This window comes from Streptomyces sp. SLBN-31, from assembly GCF_006715395.1.
Classification (GTDB): domain Bacteria; phylum Actinomycetota; class Actinomycetes; order Streptomycetales; family Streptomycetaceae; genus Streptomyces.
Genome location: NZ_VFNC01000001.1, coordinates 988,010 through 1,004,493, shown reverse-complemented (window position 1 = coordinate 1,004,493; position 16,484 = coordinate 988,010). Strand labels below are relative to the sequence as shown.

The window sequence follows — 16,484 nt, the reverse complement described above, 5'->3', positions numbered from 1 at the left end:
TGCCTCCTCGTCGGTGCCTCACCGGGCCGGGTCGAGCGCGTCTGCCGCGAACAGCCCCAGCCGGTGTGCCGTCGCCGCCGCCTCCCCCCTTCCTGAGACGCCGAGCTTGCCCAGAATGTTCGACACGTGGACGCTGGCCGTCTTCGGCGAGATGAACAGCTCCTCGGCGATCTGGCGGTTGGTGCGGCCGGCGGCGACCAGACGCAGCACGTCGCGCTCGCGGCTGGTCAGGCCGAGGGCCTCGGCCGGGTCCGTGGGCCGCTGTTCCGGGACGCGGGTCAGGACCAGACGGGCTCGCTGGGCGAGGAGGGCGGCGGCGTCGCCGAGCGGGCGGGCACCGAGATGGGCGGCGACGGCATGGGCCAGGCGCAGCAGTTCCGTGGCCCGGTCGCGCTCGTCGTCGCCGCCCGCGCCCAGCAGCGCCGCGGCCAGCCGGTGGCGGACGCGGGCGAGGTCGTAGGGGCGGTCCAGGCTCTCGAAGGCGGTGACCACCTGCGACCAGGTGTCGACGGTGTCCCGGCCCTCGGCGCGGGCGAGTTCGGCACGGACCCACTGTTCATGGGCGAGCCACACGGGGACGACGGTGGTGAGCCGCTTGCCGGCCTCGTAGAGGTCCTCGAGCGCCTCGGTACGGCCCTGCCGGGCCGCGGGCAGCGCGCGGGCCTCGGCCTCGGCGGTCGCGGCGCCCAGCAGGAGCGGCCAGACGTAGCGCTGGGTGCCGGGCGGGACGCCGCCGTCCAGGCTGCGCCGTACTTCGGCACGGACGTCGAGGAGACGGCCCTCGGCCGCGGCGACGCCGACGGTGAGGGCGGCGAGGGGCAGCGACTGCTGGGGCATGGGGTCGTGGGTACCGAAGTAGCGCTCGGCGGCGTCGCGTTGGCGTGCCGCCTCGCTCACGTCGCCCCTGCCCAGGGCGACCTGGGCGAGCTTCAGCGCGGCCGCGCCCTGCGGCTTGGCGCTCTGCCCCCGACGCAGCGCCTTCTGCGCCGCCTCGACCGCCTCGTCCCAACGGCCCAGGGAGTACAGCGAGTCGGACAGGTTGGACCACACCCACGCCTCGGTGTTCAGCAGGCCGTACCGGCGCGCGTAGGCGGTGCCCTCCTCGAGGACGGGGACGGCCTCGCGCGAGCGTCCCACCGCCTCCAGCTCGGACGGCAGGTTGACGTGGGCGCGGCCGGCGACCGTGGCGATGCCGTCCCGCTGCGCCTGCTCCTTGACCTCGCCCATCACGGCGAGGCCCGCTTCCACGTCTCCCGAGTCGACCATCAGGGTGCCGAGTGTGAGACGGGCGTTCATCTCCGTCTCGCGGGCGCCGACCATCCGGGCGTACTCCACCGCGCGTTCGGCGGCGGACAGGGCCTCGGGGCCGGGGGCGCGCAGCATCGACCAGCCGGCGACGTGGGTGAGCACCTCGGCGTGCACCTCGGAGGGCGGCAGGCCGCGCACGAGCTCCTGGGCGGTGGCGAGTTCCTTCCAGCCGTCGCCCCGGGCCAGGTTCTGCACCATGACGGCGCGCTGGACCCAGAACCAGGCGGCGCGCAGCGGGTCGCCCTCCTCCTCCAGGAGGTGCAGGGCCCGCTTGGTGATCTTCAGGGCGCGTTCGCGTTCCCCGGACAGCCGACCCGCGACGGCGGCCTCGGCCATCAGGTCGAGGTAGCGCAGCGGGGTGGTGGCGGGGTCGCAGCCGCAGGGAGGGTAGACCTCGGTGTAGTCGATGGGGCGCAGCTCGTCCCGGACCGCCTCGGGAGTGGTGTCCCACAGTTCCATCGCCCGTTCCAGGAGCCGCAGTTGCTCGCTGTAGGCGTGGCGGCGCCGGGCCTCGACGGAGGCGTCGAGGACGGCGGGCAGGGCCTTCGCCGGGGCGTGGGCGTGGTACCAGTAGCTGGCCAGGCGCATGACGCGCTCGTCGGCGGGGACGAGCGTCGGGTCGGCCTCCAGGGCCTCGGCATAGCGGCGGTTGAGGCGGGAGCGCTCACCGGGCAGCAGGTCGTCGCCGACGGCCTCGCGGACCAGGGAGTGGCGGAAGCGGTAGCCGTCGCCGGCGGGCGTGGCGATCAGGATGTTCGCGTTGACGGCGGCGCGCAGGGCCTCGATGAGGTCGTCCTCGGCGAGCCGGGCGACGGCCGCGAGCAGCCGGTACTCCACGGTGGAGCCGCCCTCGGCGACGATCCGGGCGATGCGCTGGGCGCTCTCGGGCATGCGCTCGACGCGGACCAGGAGCAGGTCGCGCAGGGAGTCGGTGAGGCCGGTGCCGCAGCCCTCGGTGGCGCAGACGGCGAGTTCCTCGACGAAGAAGGCGTTGCCGTCGGAGCGTTCGAAAATCTCCTCGACCTGCCCGGGGTCCGGTTCGGCGGCGAGGATGCCGGCGAGCTGACGGCCGACCTCGGTGCGGGTGAAACGGGCGAGTTCGATGCGGTGGACCGTGCGCAGGCGGTCGAGTTCGGCGAGCAGGGGGCGCAGCGGGTGGCGGCGGTGGATGTCGTCGGCGCGGTAGGTGGCCAGCACGACGAGGCGGCCGGAGCGCAGGGTGCGCAGGAGGTAGGCCAGGAGGTGGCGGGTGGAGGCGTCCGCCCAGTGGAGGTCCTCCAGGGCGACGACGACCGTGCGGTCGGCGGCGACGCGTTCCAGGAGGCGGGCGGTGAGTTCGAAGAGGCGGGCCATGCCCTCCTCGTCGTGGCGTCCGGAGCCGGGGTCGCCCAGTTCGGGCAGCAGCCTGGTGAGCTCTTCCTCCTGGCCGGCGGCCGCGGCGGCCAGTTCCTCGGGCAGTTCGCGGCGCAGGGCGCGCAGGGCCGTGGAGAACGGGGCGAAGGGCAGGCCGTCGGCGCCGATCTCGACGCAGCCGCCGAGGGCGACGACGGCGCCGCGGCGGCAGGCCTCGGTGGCGAACTCCTCGACGAGCCTGGTCTTGCCGACGCCCGCCTCGCCGCCGATCAGCAACGCCTGCGGCTCGCCCGCGGCGGCACGGGCGAGCGCGGCGTTCAGGGTGCCCAGCTCTTCGGCTCGGCCGACGAAGACGGGACTGACGGACCTGGTCTCCACGGACGCGAGCATGGCATGCGGGGCGGATGCGGGGGGAACGGTTTTCGGGGTGCCGTCCTGGTGGGCGTTGCCCGGCGTCTGGGTTGCCGTCCCCTGGGGGCTGCCGCCCCCAGACCCCCGCTTCGGCCCTGAAGGGGCCTCGTCCTCAAACGCCGGACGGGCTGAATTGGCCTGCCCGGCGTCGTCCCCCTGCACCGGACGGGCCGGATTGGCCCGCCTGGCCTCGTCCCCCTGCACCGGACGGGCCGGATCGCTCTGCCCGGCGTCGTCCCCCTGCACCGGACGGACCGGATCGCTCTGCCCGGCCTCGTCCCCCTGCACCCGACGGGCCGGATCGCTCTGCCCGGCCTCGTCCTCAGACGCCGGACGGGCTGGATTGGCCTGCCCGGTGTCATCCGAGTGCGCCGGACGGGCTGGAAGTGCCCGTCCGGCGTCCCCCGTGGTCACGCTGCCCTGGCGAACCTTGGGCGGCGGTGGCGGGAGGTATGGGACTCGGTCTCCGTGGAGCGTTCCGCTGCTTCGCGGCGGGCTCCGCGGACGGCCTCGCGGGCGAGGCGCTCGTGATCGGCGCGGCGGATCAGTTCGGCGGAACGGAACTGCGCGATCTCGTACTCGTACATGGTGTGTCCCCTCGGGAGCTTGTTTTCCGGCTTCGCTTGCTGCGATGCCTCAACTTTCGTCTCCAAGGGGGGTGCGTCACATCGGGAGAGTTCCGCATCTTGCGGGGTGCCCGGGGCCTTAGACGCGCCTAAGGGGCCTCAGATGGTCCGTAAGGTGCTTACGGACCGCCTAAGACCCCTGTGGACCTGCGGTGACTCAGCCCGCGGAGGGCAGGCCGAGCAGGACGTCGGTGTACTTCAGGACGGCCAGGAGCAGGCCGATGACACCGAGCGCGACCCCGCCCCAGGCGACGGACTTGATCCAGGCGGCCTGCGGCCTGCCGGGGGCGCCGAACGCGGGCCGGACGAGGACCACGACGCCGACGAGCAGCGCGAACAGGGCGAAGACGCCGCCCCAGAAGGCGCTGGCCTGCCAGGCATCGCCGTACACGGCCTTGATCTGCTTGGCGACGCTCGCCGAGGACGAGGTCTGCAGCTGGCCCACCAGGGTCTGGCGGGCGGCGGCCACGGTGCCGACCCAGCTCCCGGTGAGCGAGACGACGCCGAGCGCGGCGGCGACGACCGCGCCCGCGCCCTGGCCGACGCCGGAGGGGCCCTCCTGAGCGCTCTCGGAGCCGCTCTCGACAAGGTCGGCCTCGGCGGTCGCCTCCTCGGTCTCCTCGGCGGCCTCGGCCTCGGCGGCGGCCGCCGCCTCGTCCTCGGGCTTCACTTCGGTGGCCTCGGTCGTGCCGGCCTCGTCAACTGTCTTGGTTCCCATGTCTGGCACCGTACGGACGCTCTCTGAGAGGGATCTTAATGATCGTTGTGTGCGGCACTCGCGCGTGCTCGACGCCACTCCGGGGCGAGGATCGACCACACCTCCAGGTCGTGCCGCTCCCCACGATAGGGGTGCGCCTCGCGCCGTACGCCATCGCGGGTCATCCCCAGGCGCCGGGCGACGTTCAGGCTGGGCACGTTGCCGGAGGCGGCGACCCATTCGACGCGGTGGATGCCGCGTTCCTCGACCGCCCAGTCGATCAGTATCCGCATCGCCCGGGTGATCAGGCCGCGCCCGGTGGCGGCGGGCTCCAGCCAGCAGCCGACCTCGGCGTTGCCGGTCGCCGCGTCGAAGTTCAGGGTGAGCACCCCGCCGACGAGCTTTCCGTCCAGCCAGATGCCATGGTGCGAGGCGGTGTCGGCGGCCCGCATGTCGGCGTACCGCTGGAGCGTCTCGCGTGCCGAGGGCAGGTCGACGGCCTGCGAGCCGAACGGGATGAACCGCCCGATGAACTCCCGGCCGCGCTCCAGGTGCGCCAGGAACTCCTCGGCGTGCCACGGCTCCAGCGGCCGCAGCTCGGCGCCGTCACCCAGTGATATCGCGTACATCCCGTTGCTCCCCCTCCGCCAGTACGTCCGCCACCTCGGCGTCCGTCGCCTCGGCCAGCCTTTCATGGGCGGCACGGCAATCTGGCGGCTCGATGCTGATGCGGGGCAGCCGGGCGTCGAGCCAGCGGGGCAGCCACCAGTTGGCGCCGCCGAGCAGGTGCATGAGGGCGGGCACCAGCAGGGTGCGCAGGACGAAGGCGTCCAGGGCGACGGCGGAGGCGAGCGCGATGCCGAACATGGCGATCACGCGGTCGCCGCTGAGGACGAAGGCAAGGAAGACCGACATCATGATGACCGCGGCGGAGTTGATCACGCGGCTGGTCTCGGCGAGGCCGACGCGTACGGCCCGCCGGTTGTCGCCCGTCTCCAGCCACTCCTCGTACATCCGGCTGACCAGGAAGACCTGGTAGTCCATGGAGAGCCCGAAGAGCACGGACACCATGATCACGGGGAGGAAGGGCTCGATCGGGCCCGCGCGGCCGAGGCCGAGCAGTTCGCTCCCCCAGCCCCACTGGAAGATCGCCACGACGATGCCGAAGGCGGCGGCGACCGCGGCGACGTTCATGGCCGCGGCCTTCAGCGGGATGCCGATGGAGCGGAAGGCGAGCAGCAGGAGCAGGCAGCCGAGGCCGATGACCACGCCGACGAACAGGGGAAGCTTGCCGACGATGACGCCCGCGAAGTCGTCGTACGACGCCGTCACACCGCCGACGTGGAGGTCGAGCGCGGTGCCGGTCTCGGCGCGCGGCAGCACCTCGGTGCGCAGCCGGTCGACGAGGTCGCTGGTCTTCTGGGACTGCGGCTCCGAGGTCGGCACGATCGTGAAGTAGGCCGTCTCCGAGCCGCCGTAGGTCACCGGGCTCACCGAGGCGACGCCTTCGGTGGTGCGGATGGTGGCGTCGAGGTTGTCGAGGGCGAGCCGGTCCTCGGCGCCGTTGACCTTGGTGACGACGGTGAGCGGGCCGTTGACGCCCGGGCCGAAGCCCTCGGCGAGCAGGTCGTAGGCCTGCCTCGTGGTGGACGACTTCGGGTGGTTGCCCTGGTCGGAGGTGCCCAGGTGCAGGGAGAGGGTGGGCAGTGCGAGGACCGCCATCACGGCCAGCGCCACCACGCCGAGGATCTTGGGATGGCGCTCGACGAACGCCGACCAGCGGTGGGCGAGTCCGGTGGGCAGCTCCGGCTGCGGTCCCTGCTCGGCCAGCCGTCGCCGCTCGCGCCGGCTCAGGGCGCGCATGCCGATGAGGGACAGCAGGGCGGGCAGCAGGGTGACGGAGGCGGCGACCGTGAGGACGACGGTCAGCGAGGCGGCGATGGCGACGCCGTTGAGGAAGCCGAGCCGCAGGATCAGCATCCCCAGCAGGGCGATGCAAACGGTGGCGCCCGCGAAGACCACGGCCCGTCCGGTGGTCGTCACCGCGTTGGTGACGGCCTCGGTCACCGACAGCCCGCGTTTGAGCCCGCGCCGGTGTCTGGTGACGATGAAGAGCGCGTAGTCGATGCCGACGCCGAGTCCGATCAGCATGCCGAGCATGGGCGCGAAGTCGGCGACGGTCATGGCGTGCCCGAGCAGCACGATCGAGGCGTACGCGGTGCCGACGCCGACCAGCGCGGTGGCGATGGGCAGCACCGAGGCGGCGAGCGAGCCGAAGGCGAGGAACAGCACGACGGCCGCCACGACCACCCCGACCACCTCGGCGACGTGCCCGCCGCTCGGTTCGGTGAGCGCGACGGCGCTGCCGCCCAGCTCCACCTGGAGGCCGTCCGCCCGGGCGGCCTCGGCCGTGCGGACGACGGCCTCCACCTCGGACTTCCTGATGTCCTCCACGCGGTGGCCGAAGGTGACCGTGGCGTACGCGGTGTGCCCGTCGGAGCTGATCCGGCCGGCGCCCTGGCCGTCGTAGGGACTGCTCACGGAGGCCACGCCGGGCAGGTCCGCGATCTTGTCCAGGGTCTGGTTCATCGTCTGCTCGACGTCGGCGGCCCGGACGGTGCCGGACTTCACGTGCCACACGACGGTGTCGCTGTCACCGCCGAGGCCGGGGAAGCCCCGCTGCAGCAGCTTGGTGGCGGCGCCCGACTCGGTGCCGGGGGCCTCGTAGTCGTTCGAGTACGCCGAGCCGGTGACGGCGGCGGCCGCGCTCACCCCGCCGAAGGCGAGGAGCCAGAGCAGCACCGCGACGAGGCGGTGCCGGACACACCAGCGTGCAAGGGCTGCCACGAACGAGCTCCCGGGGACGATTTGTGGATCTTTGACCGGGAACAGTCGAGGAACAGTCGTTCACAACATGAACAGCCCGCAAAGAACACATGAGCAATGCGAGGTCCATATTTGCAGGCAGATGTGATCGTTTATGTGTTTGGTGGCCTTGTTCACAAGAGTGGGAGGCAGATCACAGGACAGTAACGGACACTCTGTCACCTAATCGAACTGATCTCCCAGCGCCATCACCATCACCCCGGCGACCAGCAACCACAGCGCGCGCCGGGTGTGCCCGCGGGAGCCCAGCACCGAGGCGAGCGCGCACACGGCGGCGCCGAAGCCGTAGGCGCCGGGCACCAGGGCCGGGGCGGAGCCGGTGAGGCGCAGCAGGGACGCGGCCAGCCCGGCGAGGGTCAGCAGCATGCCTGTGCCGGCCGCCGTCCAGCGGGCCCGGCGGGCGTCGTAGGCCATGTCGTCCTCGACGTCCCGTATCTCGGAATCATCTCGTCCGCTCATGGCGGGCGAGCGTAGCGCGTCCCCCCGGGAAACCGGCTGCGGGGCGAAGGGCACACCTGCTAGCTTCCGCGGGACAGCCGTCACCGGCTCCTCGCCGACGACCGAAGCGGGTGCATTTTTTGAAGGTCCGACCGAGCTCCTACGCATCGACTTCCCCTACGAAGATCCCAAGGAGCCCGTTCAACGATGTCCGACACCAGGACCACGAACGACGACCTTTCTGACCGTCTGAACCACCCCCACTACCCGCGCAGCAGCGGCTACGACGCCCGCTGGGTCGTCGACAACCAGATGGGCCCCAACGCCCTGTGGCTGCTGGAGTGGCTGGCCCCCGCCCTCGGCCTGGACGCCCTGCGCCCCGGTGCCCGCGTCCTCGACCTCGGCTGCGGCCGGGCGATGACCTCGGTCTTCCTGGCCAGGGAGTTCGACGCCCAGGTCACCGCCGCCGACCTGTGGGTCAAGCCCGACGACAACGCCCGCCGCATCGCCGAGGCGGGCTTCGCCGACCGGGTGCTTCCCGTGCACACGGAGGCGCACGATCTGCCCTTCGCGGAGGGCGGCTTCGACGCGATCGTGTCCATCGACGCGTACCAGTACTTCGGCACCGACGACCTCTACCTGCCCACCCTCACCCGGCTGTTGAAGCCCGGCGGGCGGATCGGCGTGGTCGTACCGGCACTTCGGGAGGAGATCGCCGGCGCCGAGCCGCCGGAGCATCTCAAGGCCTGGTGGGAGCCCGACTTCTGGTGCTTCCACACCGCCGACTGGTGGCGCCGCCACTGGACCCGCAGCGGCGCCGTCGAGGTGGAGACGGCCGACTGGCTCCAGGACGGCTGGAAGGACTGGCTGCTGTGGTGCGAGGTGGTCGCCGAGGAGAGCCCGGAGGAGTTCCACCGCACGATGGCCCGCCGCGTCGGCGAGATGGTGCGCGCCGACGAAGGCCGCGCGCTGGGCTTCGTACGGGTCGTGGGACGCCGTAGGCAGTAAGTCGTACGGCCCCGGAGACCATGTCTCCGGGGCCGCACCGCCTGTGAGGTGTCCCTCAGCCCTCGCTGACGCCCAGCTTCTCAAGGATCAGCTCCTTGACGCGGGCAGCGTCGGCCTGGCCACGGGTCGCCTTCATGACCGCGCCGACCAGGGCGCCGGCCGCGGCCACCTTGCCGCCGCGGATCTTGTCGGCGATGCCCGGGTTGCCGGCGATGGCCTCGTCGACCGCGGTGCCCAGCGCCGAGTCGTCGGAGACGACCTTCAGACCGCGCTTGTCGACGACCTCGTCCGGGGTGCCCTCGCCCGCGAGGACGCCCTCGATGACCTGGCGCGCGAGCTTGTCGTTCAGGTCGCCCTTCGCGACGAGCTCGGTGACCCGGGCGACCTGCGCCGGGGTGATCGCCAGCTCGTCCAGCGCCTTGCCCGACTCGTTGGCGCTGCGCGCCAGTTCGCCCATCCACCACTTGCGGGCGGAGGCCGCGTCGGCCCCGGCGTCGATCGTGGCGACGATCGGGTCCAGCGCACCGGCGTTGAGGATCGCCTGCATGTCGGTGGCGGAGATGCCCCATTCGGCGAGCAGCCGGTTGCGGCGGGCCAGCGGCAGCTCCGGCAGCCCGGCGCGGATCTCCTCGACCCACTCGCGGGACGGGGCGACCGGTACCAGGTCCGGCTCCGGGAAGTACCGGTAGTCCTCGGCCTCCTCCTTCACCCGGCCCGAGGTCGTGGACCCCGTGTCCTCGTGGAAGTGCCGGGTCTCCTGCACGATCGTGCCGCCGGACGACAGCACGGCCGCGTGCCGCTGGATCTCGAAGCGGGCCGCGCGCTCCACGGACCGCAGCGAGTTGACGTTCTTCGTCTCCGAGCGGGTGCCGAACTTCTCGGTGCCGTTCGGGCGCAGCGACAGGTTCACATCGCAGCGCATCTGACCCATCTCCATGCGGGCCTCGGAGACGCCGAGTGCCCGGATGAGCTCGCGCAGCTCACGGACGTACGCCCGGGCGACCTCGGGAGCGCGCTCGCCGGCGCCCTCGATCGGCTTGGTGACGATCTCGATGAGCGGGATGCCGGCGCGGTTGTAGTCCAGCAGCGAGTGCGAGGCGCCGTGGATGCGGCCCGTCGCGCCGCCCACGTGGGTCGACTTGCCGGTGTCCTCCTCCATGTGGGCGCGCTCGATCTCCACACGGAAGGTCTCGCCGTCCTCCAGCTGCACGTCGAGGTAGCCGTTGAAGGCGATCGGCTCGTCGTACTGGGAGGTCTGGAAGTTCTTCGGCATGTCCGGATAGAAGTAGTTCTTCCGGGCGAAGCGGCACCACTCGGCGATCTCGCAGTTCAGCGCGAGACCGATCTTGATGGCCGACTCGATGCCGATCGCGTTGACGACCGGGAGCGCGCCGGGCAGGCCGAGGCAGGTGGGACAGGTCTGCGAGTTGGGCTCGGCGCCCAGTTCGGTGGAACACCCGCAGAACATCTTGGTCTTGGTGCCGAGTTCGACATGGACCTCGAGGCCCATGACGGGGTCGTACGACGCCAGCGCGTCCTCGTACGACACCAGGTCGGTCGTGGTGGTCACGGTGAAACTTCCCTCTCAGCCCAGCAGGACGTCGTCGTCGCCCAGCCGCTTCAGCTCGCGGTACAGGATGGCGAGGCCGGTGACGATCGCGGCGGCGGAGACGGTGGCGTCGATCAGCCGCAGCGTGTCGTTCTCCAGTCGGGCCTTCTTGATCTGCTTGACGACGGCCACGGCGCCGAAGGCCGTGGTGGCCATGGACAGGTACGTGCCGGACTTGGACTTCTTGAAGTCCTTGGCCTTGGACAGCTTGCTCACAGCGACGGAGCCTCCTCCAGGAGCGGGTGCCCCCACCTTTCCACGAAGGCGGCCTCGACGGCGGCGCCGACCTTGTAGAGCCGGTCGTCCTTCAGGGCCGGGGCGATGATCTGCAGACCGACGGGGAGGTTGTCCTCCGGGGCGAGACCGCAGGGCAGCGACATGGCCGCGTTGCCCGCGAGGTTGGTCGGGATGGTGCACAGGTCGGCCAGGTACATCGCCATCGGGTCGTCGGCACGCTCGCCGATCGCGAAGGCGGTGGTCGGCGTGGTCGGCGACACGATGACGTCGACCTGCTCGAAGGCCTTCTCGAAGTCCCGCGTGATGAGCGTGCGGACCTTCTGCGCGGAGCCGTAGTAGGCGTCGTAGTAGCCGGAGCTCAGGGCGTACGTACCCAGCATGATGCGGCGCTTGACCTCGGGGCCGAAGCCCGCCTCACGGGTGAGGGAGGTGACCTCCTCGGCGGAGTGCGAGCCGTCGTCGCCGGTCCGCAGGCCGTAGCGCAGGCCGTCGAAGCGGGCGAGGTTGGAGGAGCACTCGGAGGGCGCGATCAGGTAGTACGCCGACAGCGCGAGGTCGAAGGACGGGCAGTCCAGCTCGACGATCTCGGCGCCCAGCTCCTTGAGGAGGGCGACGGACTCGTCGAAGCGCTGGATGACACCGGCCTGGTAGCCCTCGCCGCGGAACTGCTTGACGACGCCGACGCGCATGCCCTCGACGCTGCCGTTGCGGGCGGCCTCGACGACCGGCGGGGCGGGGGCGTCGATGGACGTGGAGTCCAGCGGGTCGTGGCCGGCGATGACCTCGTGGAGGAGGGCCGCGTCCAGGACCGTACGGGCGCAGGGGCCGCCCTGGTCGAGGGAGGACGAGAAGGCGACCATGCCGAAGCGGGAGACCGCTCCGTACGTCGGCTTCACGCCCACCGTGCCGGTGACGGCGGCCGGCTGGCGGATGGAACCGCCGGTGTCGGTGCCGATGGCCAGCGGCGCCATGTGCGCGGCCAGCGCGGCGGAGGAGCCGCCGCCGGAACCGCCCGGGATCCTGGTGAGGTCCCAGGGGTTGCCGGTCGGGCCGTAGGCGCTGTTCTCCGTCGACGACCCCATGGCGAACTCGTCCATGTTGGTCTTGCCGAGGATGACGACGTCGGCGGCCTTGAGGCGCTTGGTGAGGGTGGCGTCGTACGGCGGGATCCAGCCCTCGAGGATCTTCGAACCGACGGTCGTGGGAATGCCCTCGGTGGTGAAGATGTCCTTCAGCGCCAGCGGGACGCCGGCGAGGGGGCCGAGCTTCTCGCCCCGCTCGCGCTTGGCGTCCACGGCCCGCGCCTGGGCGAGGGCGCCCTCGCGGTCGACGTGCAGGAAGGCGTGCACCTTCTCGTCGACGGCCTCGATGCGGGCCAGGTGGGCCTCGGTGACCTGGACGGCCGTCAGCTCGCCGGAAGCGATCTTCTCGGCGGTCTCGGCGGCGGTGAGCTTGATGATGTCCGTCATCGTGATCAGTCCTCCCCCAGGATCTGCGGCACCTTGAAACGCTGCTGCTCCTGGGCCGGGGCGCCGGAGAGCGCCTGCTCGGGGGTGAGCGACGGACGGACCTCGTCCGGCCGCATGACGTTGGTCAGCGGGAGCGGGTGCGAGGTCGGCGGTACGTCTTGGTCGGCGACCTCGCTGACGCGGGCGACCGCGCCGATGATGTCGTCCAGCTGTCCCGCGAAGTGTTCGAGCTCTTCGGGCTTCAGCTCCAGACGCGCCAGCCGGGCGAGGTGGGCGACCTCCTCGCGCGTGATGCCAGGCATGCAGCGTTCCTCTGGGGTGAGTGTGTGTGGTTTGGGGCCGGGGCTTGTCGGCACATTCCCGTCGTCCGCCCGGAGGGCGGGCCGCGCGGCGTCTGGTGCGTGCGATCGCAAGGCGCCGGAGCGTCCTCGTGGCGGAGCCACGTGGACGATTCGGCAACGCGGCGAGCGTGCGTGCCAGGCGTCGCGCGGCAGATGGGAATGTGCCGACAAGCCCCAATCCTAGGGGGCTGGGCCCTCCGGCCGTTAAACGGTTTCCCCGGTCAGCGTCGGGCGTCCCAGGCCTGGCTCTTCAGGAAGTGGTTGTCGTAGAGGTCCTGGACCTCCAGGACGCTCTCCACCGTGGCCTCGCCGAGGCGGATGCGCTGGAGGTGGCGGAAGTACTCGAAGCGCTCCACTCCCGGTGTGATGACGATGAGCAGGTCCGCCGTGGCGCCCGGGGCGGCGGCGAAGGCGTGCGGCCGGTCCGGCGGGACGATGATCAGGTCGCCGCGCTCGGCGGTGACGACGTCGTCGCCGGAGAGGACCTCGGCGGCGCCGTCGAGCAGGTAGAACATCTCGGCGGAGTTGTGGTGCACGTGCGGGCGGGCTCCGTCGGCGCCCTCGGCGAGGGTGACGCGCACGGTGGACAGCGCGCCGCCGCTGGCGCTGCTGTCGGCCAGCAGCCGCACGGCGACGGGGTCTGACCCGACCACCTCGGCCTCCGCGTCGCGGACCAGCACGGTTTCGTCGAACTTCGGCACGAACAGCGACATTTTCTCGGTTCCCCCTGTGTCTCGCCTGCGGACGCCGTCAGACCACGAAGAGCAGTGCGGCGCTGATGAGTACAACGATCGCGGTGGCGAAGTGGATCCCGAACGCCACGGCCTTCGCGCCGCCGTTGCGCAGGACTATCAGGGTGTCGCCGAACGGGATGAGGGAGACGCCGACCATGAACCAGGCCTCGGCGTGCGCGCCGGCGAAGGCCAGGACGAGGAGGCCGACGACACCGAGGGCGCCGTCCCTGGACCCCTTGATCGAGAGGTAGGCGCCGGCGTCGCCCGCGGGGTCGGCCGGGACGCCGTAACCGGCGGCGGCGGGGCCGGGCTGGAACAGGAAGCGGTAGCCGAGGAACAGGCAGAACAGGTCGAGCAGGACGGCCAGGGTGTAGGCGGCCACGGTCATGACGGTTCTCCTTTTGCTAGCAGCGCTAGGAACGCAATCGACGCTAGCAGAGCATCGACAGAACCGCTAGCACTGCTAGAATTCCTGGCATGTCGATTCAGACGCGCCGGGAGCGCGAACGAGCGGAACGCGAGCGGCTGATCGTCACGGCCGCGCGGGAGCTGGCGGAGACCGAGGGCTGGGACGCGGTGACCACCCGCCGCCTGGCGGCGGAGATCGAGTACAGCCAGCCGGTCCTCTACAGCCACTTCAAGGGCAAGGACGCGATCATGGCGGCGGTCGCGGTGCAGGGCTGCGCGGACCTCGCGGTGGAGCTACGGGCGGCGCGTACGGCGGCCGAGGGCCCACGCGAGGCGCTTGCGGCGGTGGGCGAGGCGTACGCGTCCTTCGGACGTCGGCGGCCGGCCCTGTACGACGCGATGTTCACCCACGCGGTGGACCTGCCGTTCGCCACCCCGCAGGCCCCGGCACCGCTGCAGGAGGCGTTCGGGGAGCTGGTCGCGGTGGTGGAGCCGATCGCGGCGGAGGGCGAGGACATCGGCCTGCTGACGGAGACCTACTGGGCGGGACTGCACGGCCTGGTCACGCTGATGCGCAGCGGCCGCCTCCCGGAGCGGGCCCACGACCAGCGACTGGCCCTGCTGATCGGGCATTTCACGGCCGCAGTCTGAGGTCCGTGCGGGCGGGTGGGGCTACTCGCTACTCGGCCGCCGGCAGGGCGGCCCGTGGGCGCTGCCAGCCGCGGGAGCCGCGGGCGCGCAGCCATGCCGTGGTCTCCTCGGGTGGCATGGCCGCGGCCACCAGCCAGCCCTGTACGGCGTCACAGCCGAGGTCCCGCAGCCGCTCCCAGGTCTCGTCGTCCTCCACACCCTCCGCGACGACCAGCAGGCCGAGCGAGTGGGCGAGGTCGACCGTGCAGCGCACTATCTCGGCGTCCTCGGTGTCGACGGCCAGCCGCGCGACGAACGACCGGTCGATCTTCAGCTCGCTGACCGGGAGCCGGCGCAGGTGGACCAGGGACGAGTAGCCGGTTCCGAAGTCGTCCAGGGACATCTTCACGCCGTGCGCGGTCAGCCCGGCCAGCGTGTCCGCGGCCCGCTGCGGGTCCTCCAGCAGCACGTGCTCCGTTATCTCCAGCTGGAGCGCGCCCGCGGGCACGCCGTGCCGGGCGAGCCGCGCGGCCACCGAGCCCGCGAACCCGGGCGTGTGCACATCGCGCGGCGAGACGTTGACCGCCACCGGCACGTACAGACCCTGCGAGCGCCACTCGGCGACCTGCCCGAGCGCCGTCTCCAGCACGTACTCCGTGAGATGGGGCATCAGCCCCGAGGACTCGGCTATCGCTATGAACTCGTCCGGCGGCACCTTCCCCCGCTCGGGGTGCACCCACCGCACCAGCGCCTCGAGCCCCGCCACCTGTCCGTCGAAGCGGACCTTCGGCTGGTAGTGCAGCTGCACCTCGTGCGCGTCCAGCGCGCGCCGCAGATCGCCCAGCAGCCCCAGCCGGTCCGGCGTGTTCGAGTCCCGCTTGGACTCGTACACCTCCACCCCGGTGCGGTCCCGCTTCGCCTGGTACATCGCCACGTCCGCCCGCCGCAGCAGCCCCTCCGCGTCCAGGGCGTGGTCGGGGAAGACGGCGACGCCCGCACTGGCCTCCAGGACCAGGGTGAGTCCGTCGAGGTCGAGCGGGGAGCTGAGCGCCGTGACCAGGCCGCGGGCGACCCGGGTCGCGGACGTCGTGGAGTCGGCTACGGGCAGTAAAACGGCGAACTCGTCGCCGCCGAGCCGCGCGGCCTCCGCCCCGCGCGGCAGTGCGACCCGCAGCCGGTCGGCTATCTGCAGCAGCAGCCGGTCACCGGCGAGGTGGCCCAGGGTGTCGTTGACGGACCGGAAGCGGTCCAGGTCGATGAGCATCAGGGCGGACCGGGCGCCGATGCGCTCGGCGTCGTCGAGCGCGGTCCAGATCCGCTCCAGCAGCCACTGCCGGTTGGGCAGCCCGGTCAGCGGGTCGCGCAGCTGCTCCTCTGCACGCGCGCGGGCGATCCACAGGGTGGAGTCGAGGGCGATCAGCGGGATGGCGAACAGCGGCAGCAGCACCGGCTGGGCGACGGCGACCACGCACACCAGCGGGGCGATGCCGAGCAGGGCGACCGCGACCAGGCCCTGTCTGACCAGGGCGGTGCGGGCGACGGTGGGCAGTCCGCCGCGCGGTGCGTGCAGGTACCACAGCAGGGTGCGGGTGACCAGGAGGTAGGCGGTGGCGACCAGGACGACCTCGGGGGCGGTGTAGACCGTCCAGGTGTCGGGGTTCCACGGCTTCTCGACCGACGGCACCCGGCCGAAGGCGCCGAGCACGAGGGCGCCGGCGCCGATGCCGAGGATGTCGACCGAGCCGTGCAGCACGCCGGCCCTCCAGCGTCCCCGCCTGGCTATGCCGACCAGCACGACGACGGTGAGGCTGACCATGCCGGCCGCGACCCAGCCGTAGAGCATCAGGACGGCGAGGGTGAGGGCGGCGCCGGAGCCCGTGCCGCCCCACCAGCGGGAGCGGCCGAGCATCACCAGATGACCGACGATGATGCCGGTCAGCACGGCCAGGGACCAGCCGACCGTGCCGGACGGGAAGAGCGCGTGCGTGCCGGTGAACGCCCGGTAGAACCCGGCGCCCAGGACGAACGCGGCGGCCGAGACGACCGCCGCGGGCAGCGCCGGCCAGGACAGCTGCCGTTCGTGGTCGGTGCCGTCCGGCGACGCGGGCGGATGGCCGGTGCCGAGCGGGGGCACGCCACGGACGTCCGTCACGGTGTACTGTCCGGTGCCGCGCCCCTCCGCGCCCGGACGCTCCGACGGCCGCCCGGTCCACCGGCTCGGCCGCCAGACACCGGTGAACCGGCGTCGGCGCAGCCGTGAGTCCGGGGCGGCGCTCTCGGTCGGTTCCATTCCCGTCCCTCTCACAGCCGGCGGTGCCCACGCCACGCG

General features: G+C 72.0%; 15 protein-coding genes. 2 read left to right on the top strand and 13 right to left on the bottom strand.

Annotated features, from left to right (window positions below):
* Nucleotides 1–18: 18 nt before the first annotated feature.
* From FBY22_RS45680 to FBY22_RS04780, 6 genes are all read right to left on the bottom strand, one after another.
* Nucleotides 19–3,051, bottom strand: coding sequence for a helix-turn-helix transcriptional regulator (locus FBY22_RS45680; protein WP_142142644.1), 3,033 nt, complete (start codon nt 3,049–3,051; stop codon nt 19–21).
* A 431-nt stretch (nt 3,052–3,482) separates the two neighbouring features.
* Nucleotides 3,483–3,659 carry a hypothetical protein gene (locus FBY22_RS44100; RefSeq protein WP_174267090.1) on the bottom strand — a complete coding sequence of 59 codons (177 nt, stop codon included), beginning with the start codon at nt 3,657–3,659 and terminating at the stop codon, nt 3,483–3,485.
* Between the two features lie 196 nt (nt 3,660–3,855).
* Nucleotides 3,856–4,416 carry a hypothetical protein gene (locus FBY22_RS04795; RefSeq protein WP_142142643.1) on the bottom strand — a complete coding sequence of 187 codons (561 nt, stop codon included), beginning with the start codon at nt 4,414–4,416 and terminating at the stop codon, nt 3,856–3,858.
* Between the two features lie 35 nt (nt 4,417–4,451).
* Nucleotides 4,452–5,024, bottom strand: coding sequence for a GNAT family N-acetyltransferase (locus FBY22_RS04790; RefSeq protein ID WP_142142642.1), 573 nt, complete (start codon nt 5,022–5,024; stop codon nt 4,452–4,454).
* A complete protein-coding gene (locus tag FBY22_RS04785; RefSeq protein WP_142142641.1) occupies nt 5,002–7,242 on the bottom strand; it encodes an MMPL family transporter in 2,241 nt (746 codons plus the stop codon). Before FBY22_RS04785 ends, FBY22_RS04790 begins: the two co-directional genes overlap by 23 nt.
* A gap of 201 nt (nt 7,243–7,443) precedes the next feature.
* Nucleotides 7,444–7,740: a hypothetical protein gene (locus tag FBY22_RS04780; protein ID WP_142142640.1), complete on the bottom strand. Its 297-nt coding sequence runs from the start codon at nt 7,738–7,740 to the stop codon at nt 7,444–7,446.
* A gap of 186 nt (nt 7,741–7,926) precedes the next feature.
* Here FBY22_RS04780 and FBY22_RS04775 point away from each other — a divergent pair, with 186 nt between their 5' ends.
* Nucleotides 7,927–8,727, top strand: a complete 801-nt coding sequence (locus tag FBY22_RS04775; RefSeq protein ID WP_142142639.1) for a cyclopropane-fatty-acyl-phospholipid synthase family protein — start codon at nt 7,927–7,929, stop codon at nt 8,725–8,727.
* A gap of 55 nt (nt 8,728–8,782) precedes the next feature.
* On the opposite strand, the gene gatB is transcribed toward FBY22_RS04775, so the two are convergent.
* The 6 genes from gatB to FBY22_RS04745 all read right to left on the bottom strand — a co-directional run bounded on the left by gatB (nt 8,783) and on the right by FBY22_RS04745 (nt 13,505).
* Entirely contained in the window at nt 8,783–10,297 is a 1,515-nt protein-coding gene (gatB, locus tag FBY22_RS04770; protein WP_142142638.1) for an Asp-tRNA(Asn)/Glu-tRNA(Gln) amidotransferase subunit GatB, read from the bottom strand.
* A 15-nt stretch (nt 10,298–10,312) separates the two neighbouring features.
* Nucleotides 10,313–10,552 carry a hypothetical protein gene (locus FBY22_RS04765; RefSeq protein ID WP_058923023.1) on the bottom strand — a complete coding sequence of 80 codons (240 nt, stop codon included), beginning with the start codon at nt 10,550–10,552 and terminating at the stop codon, nt 10,313–10,315.
* A complete protein-coding gene (gene gatA / locus FBY22_RS04760) occupies nt 10,549–12,042 on the bottom strand; it encodes an Asp-tRNA(Asn)/Glu-tRNA(Gln) amidotransferase subunit GatA (RefSeq protein ID WP_142142637.1) in 1,494 nt (497 codons plus the stop codon). Before gatA ends, FBY22_RS04765 begins: the two co-directional genes overlap by 4 nt.
* Before the next feature lie 5 nt (nt 12,043–12,047).
* Nucleotides 12,048–12,344, bottom strand: coding sequence for an Asp-tRNA(Asn)/Glu-tRNA(Gln) amidotransferase subunit GatC (gene gatC, locus FBY22_RS04755; protein WP_030231941.1), 297 nt, complete (start codon nt 12,342–12,344; stop codon nt 12,048–12,050).
* A 260-nt stretch (nt 12,345–12,604) separates the two neighbouring features.
* The gene (locus FBY22_RS04750) at nt 12,605–13,096 is read right to left on the bottom strand and encodes a cupin domain-containing protein (RefSeq protein WP_142142636.1); all 492 of its coding nucleotides are present in this window, start codon (nt 13,094–13,096) and stop codon (nt 12,605–12,607) included.
* 37 nt (nt 13,097–13,133) lie between these two features.
* Nucleotides 13,134–13,505, bottom strand: coding sequence for a DUF4267 domain-containing protein (locus FBY22_RS04745; protein WP_142142635.1), 372 nt, complete (start codon nt 13,503–13,505; stop codon nt 13,134–13,136).
* Nucleotides 13,506–13,594: 89 nt separating this feature from the next.
* Here FBY22_RS04745 and FBY22_RS04740 point away from each other — a divergent pair, with 89 nt between their 5' ends.
* Nucleotides 13,595–14,176, top strand: coding sequence for a TetR/AcrR family transcriptional regulator (locus FBY22_RS04740; protein WP_142142634.1), 582 nt, complete (start codon nt 13,595–13,597; stop codon nt 14,174–14,176).
* Between the two features lie 28 nt (nt 14,177–14,204).
* On the opposite strand, the gene FBY22_RS04735 is transcribed toward FBY22_RS04740, so the two are convergent.
* On the bottom strand, nt 14,205–16,445 hold the full coding sequence (locus FBY22_RS04735; RefSeq protein WP_142142633.1) for a bifunctional diguanylate cyclase/phosphodiesterase: 2,241 nt from the start codon (nt 16,443–16,445) through the stop codon (nt 14,205–14,207).
* Between the last annotated feature and the right edge of the window lie 39 nt (nt 16,446–16,484).

Excerpts from the sequence above, each read along its gene's own strand:
- FBY22_RS04750 (WP_142142636.1), bottom strand. The coding sequence starts at position 13,096 with ATGTCGCTGTTCGTGCCGAAGTTCGACGAAACCGTGCTGGTCCGCGAC.
- FBY22_RS04735 (WP_142142633.1), bottom strand. The coding sequence starts at position 16,445 with ATGGAACCGACCGAGAGCGCCGCCCCGGACTCACGGCTGCGCCGACGC.
- FBY22_RS04775 (WP_142142639.1), top strand. The coding sequence starts at position 7,927 with ATGTCCGACACCAGGACCACGAACGACGACCTTTCTGACCGTCTGAAC.
- gatC (WP_030231941.1), bottom strand. The coding sequence starts at position 12,344 with ATGCCTGGCATCACGCGCGAGGAGGTCGCCCACCTCGCCCGGCTGGCG.
- FBY22_RS04790 (WP_142142642.1), bottom strand. The coding sequence starts at position 5,024 with ATGTACGCGATATCACTGGGTGACGGCGCCGAGCTGCGGCCGCTGGAG.
- FBY22_RS04780 (WP_142142640.1), bottom strand. The coding sequence starts at position 7,740 with ATGAGCGGACGAGATGATTCCGAGATACGGGACGTCGAGGACGACATG.
- FBY22_RS04740 (WP_142142634.1), top strand. The coding sequence starts at position 13,595 with ATGTCGATTCAGACGCGCCGGGAGCGCGAACGAGCGGAACGCGAGCGG.
- FBY22_RS04795 (WP_142142643.1), bottom strand. The coding sequence starts at position 4,416 with ATGGGAACCAAGACAGTTGACGAGGCCGGCACGACCGAGGCCACCGAA.
- FBY22_RS04745 (WP_142142635.1), bottom strand. The coding sequence starts at position 13,505 with ATGACCGTGGCCGCCTACACCCTGGCCGTCCTGCTCGACCTGTTCTGC.
- gatA (WP_142142637.1), bottom strand. The coding sequence starts at position 12,042 with ATGACGGACATCATCAAGCTCACCGCCGCCGAGACCGCCGAGAAGATC.
- FBY22_RS45680 (WP_142142644.1), bottom strand. The coding sequence starts at position 3,051 with ATGCTCGCGTCCGTGGAGACCAGGTCCGTCAGTCCCGTCTTCGTCGGC.
- FBY22_RS44100 (WP_174267090.1), bottom strand. The coding sequence starts at position 3,659 with ATGTACGAGTACGAGATCGCGCAGTTCCGTTCCGCCGAACTGATCCGC.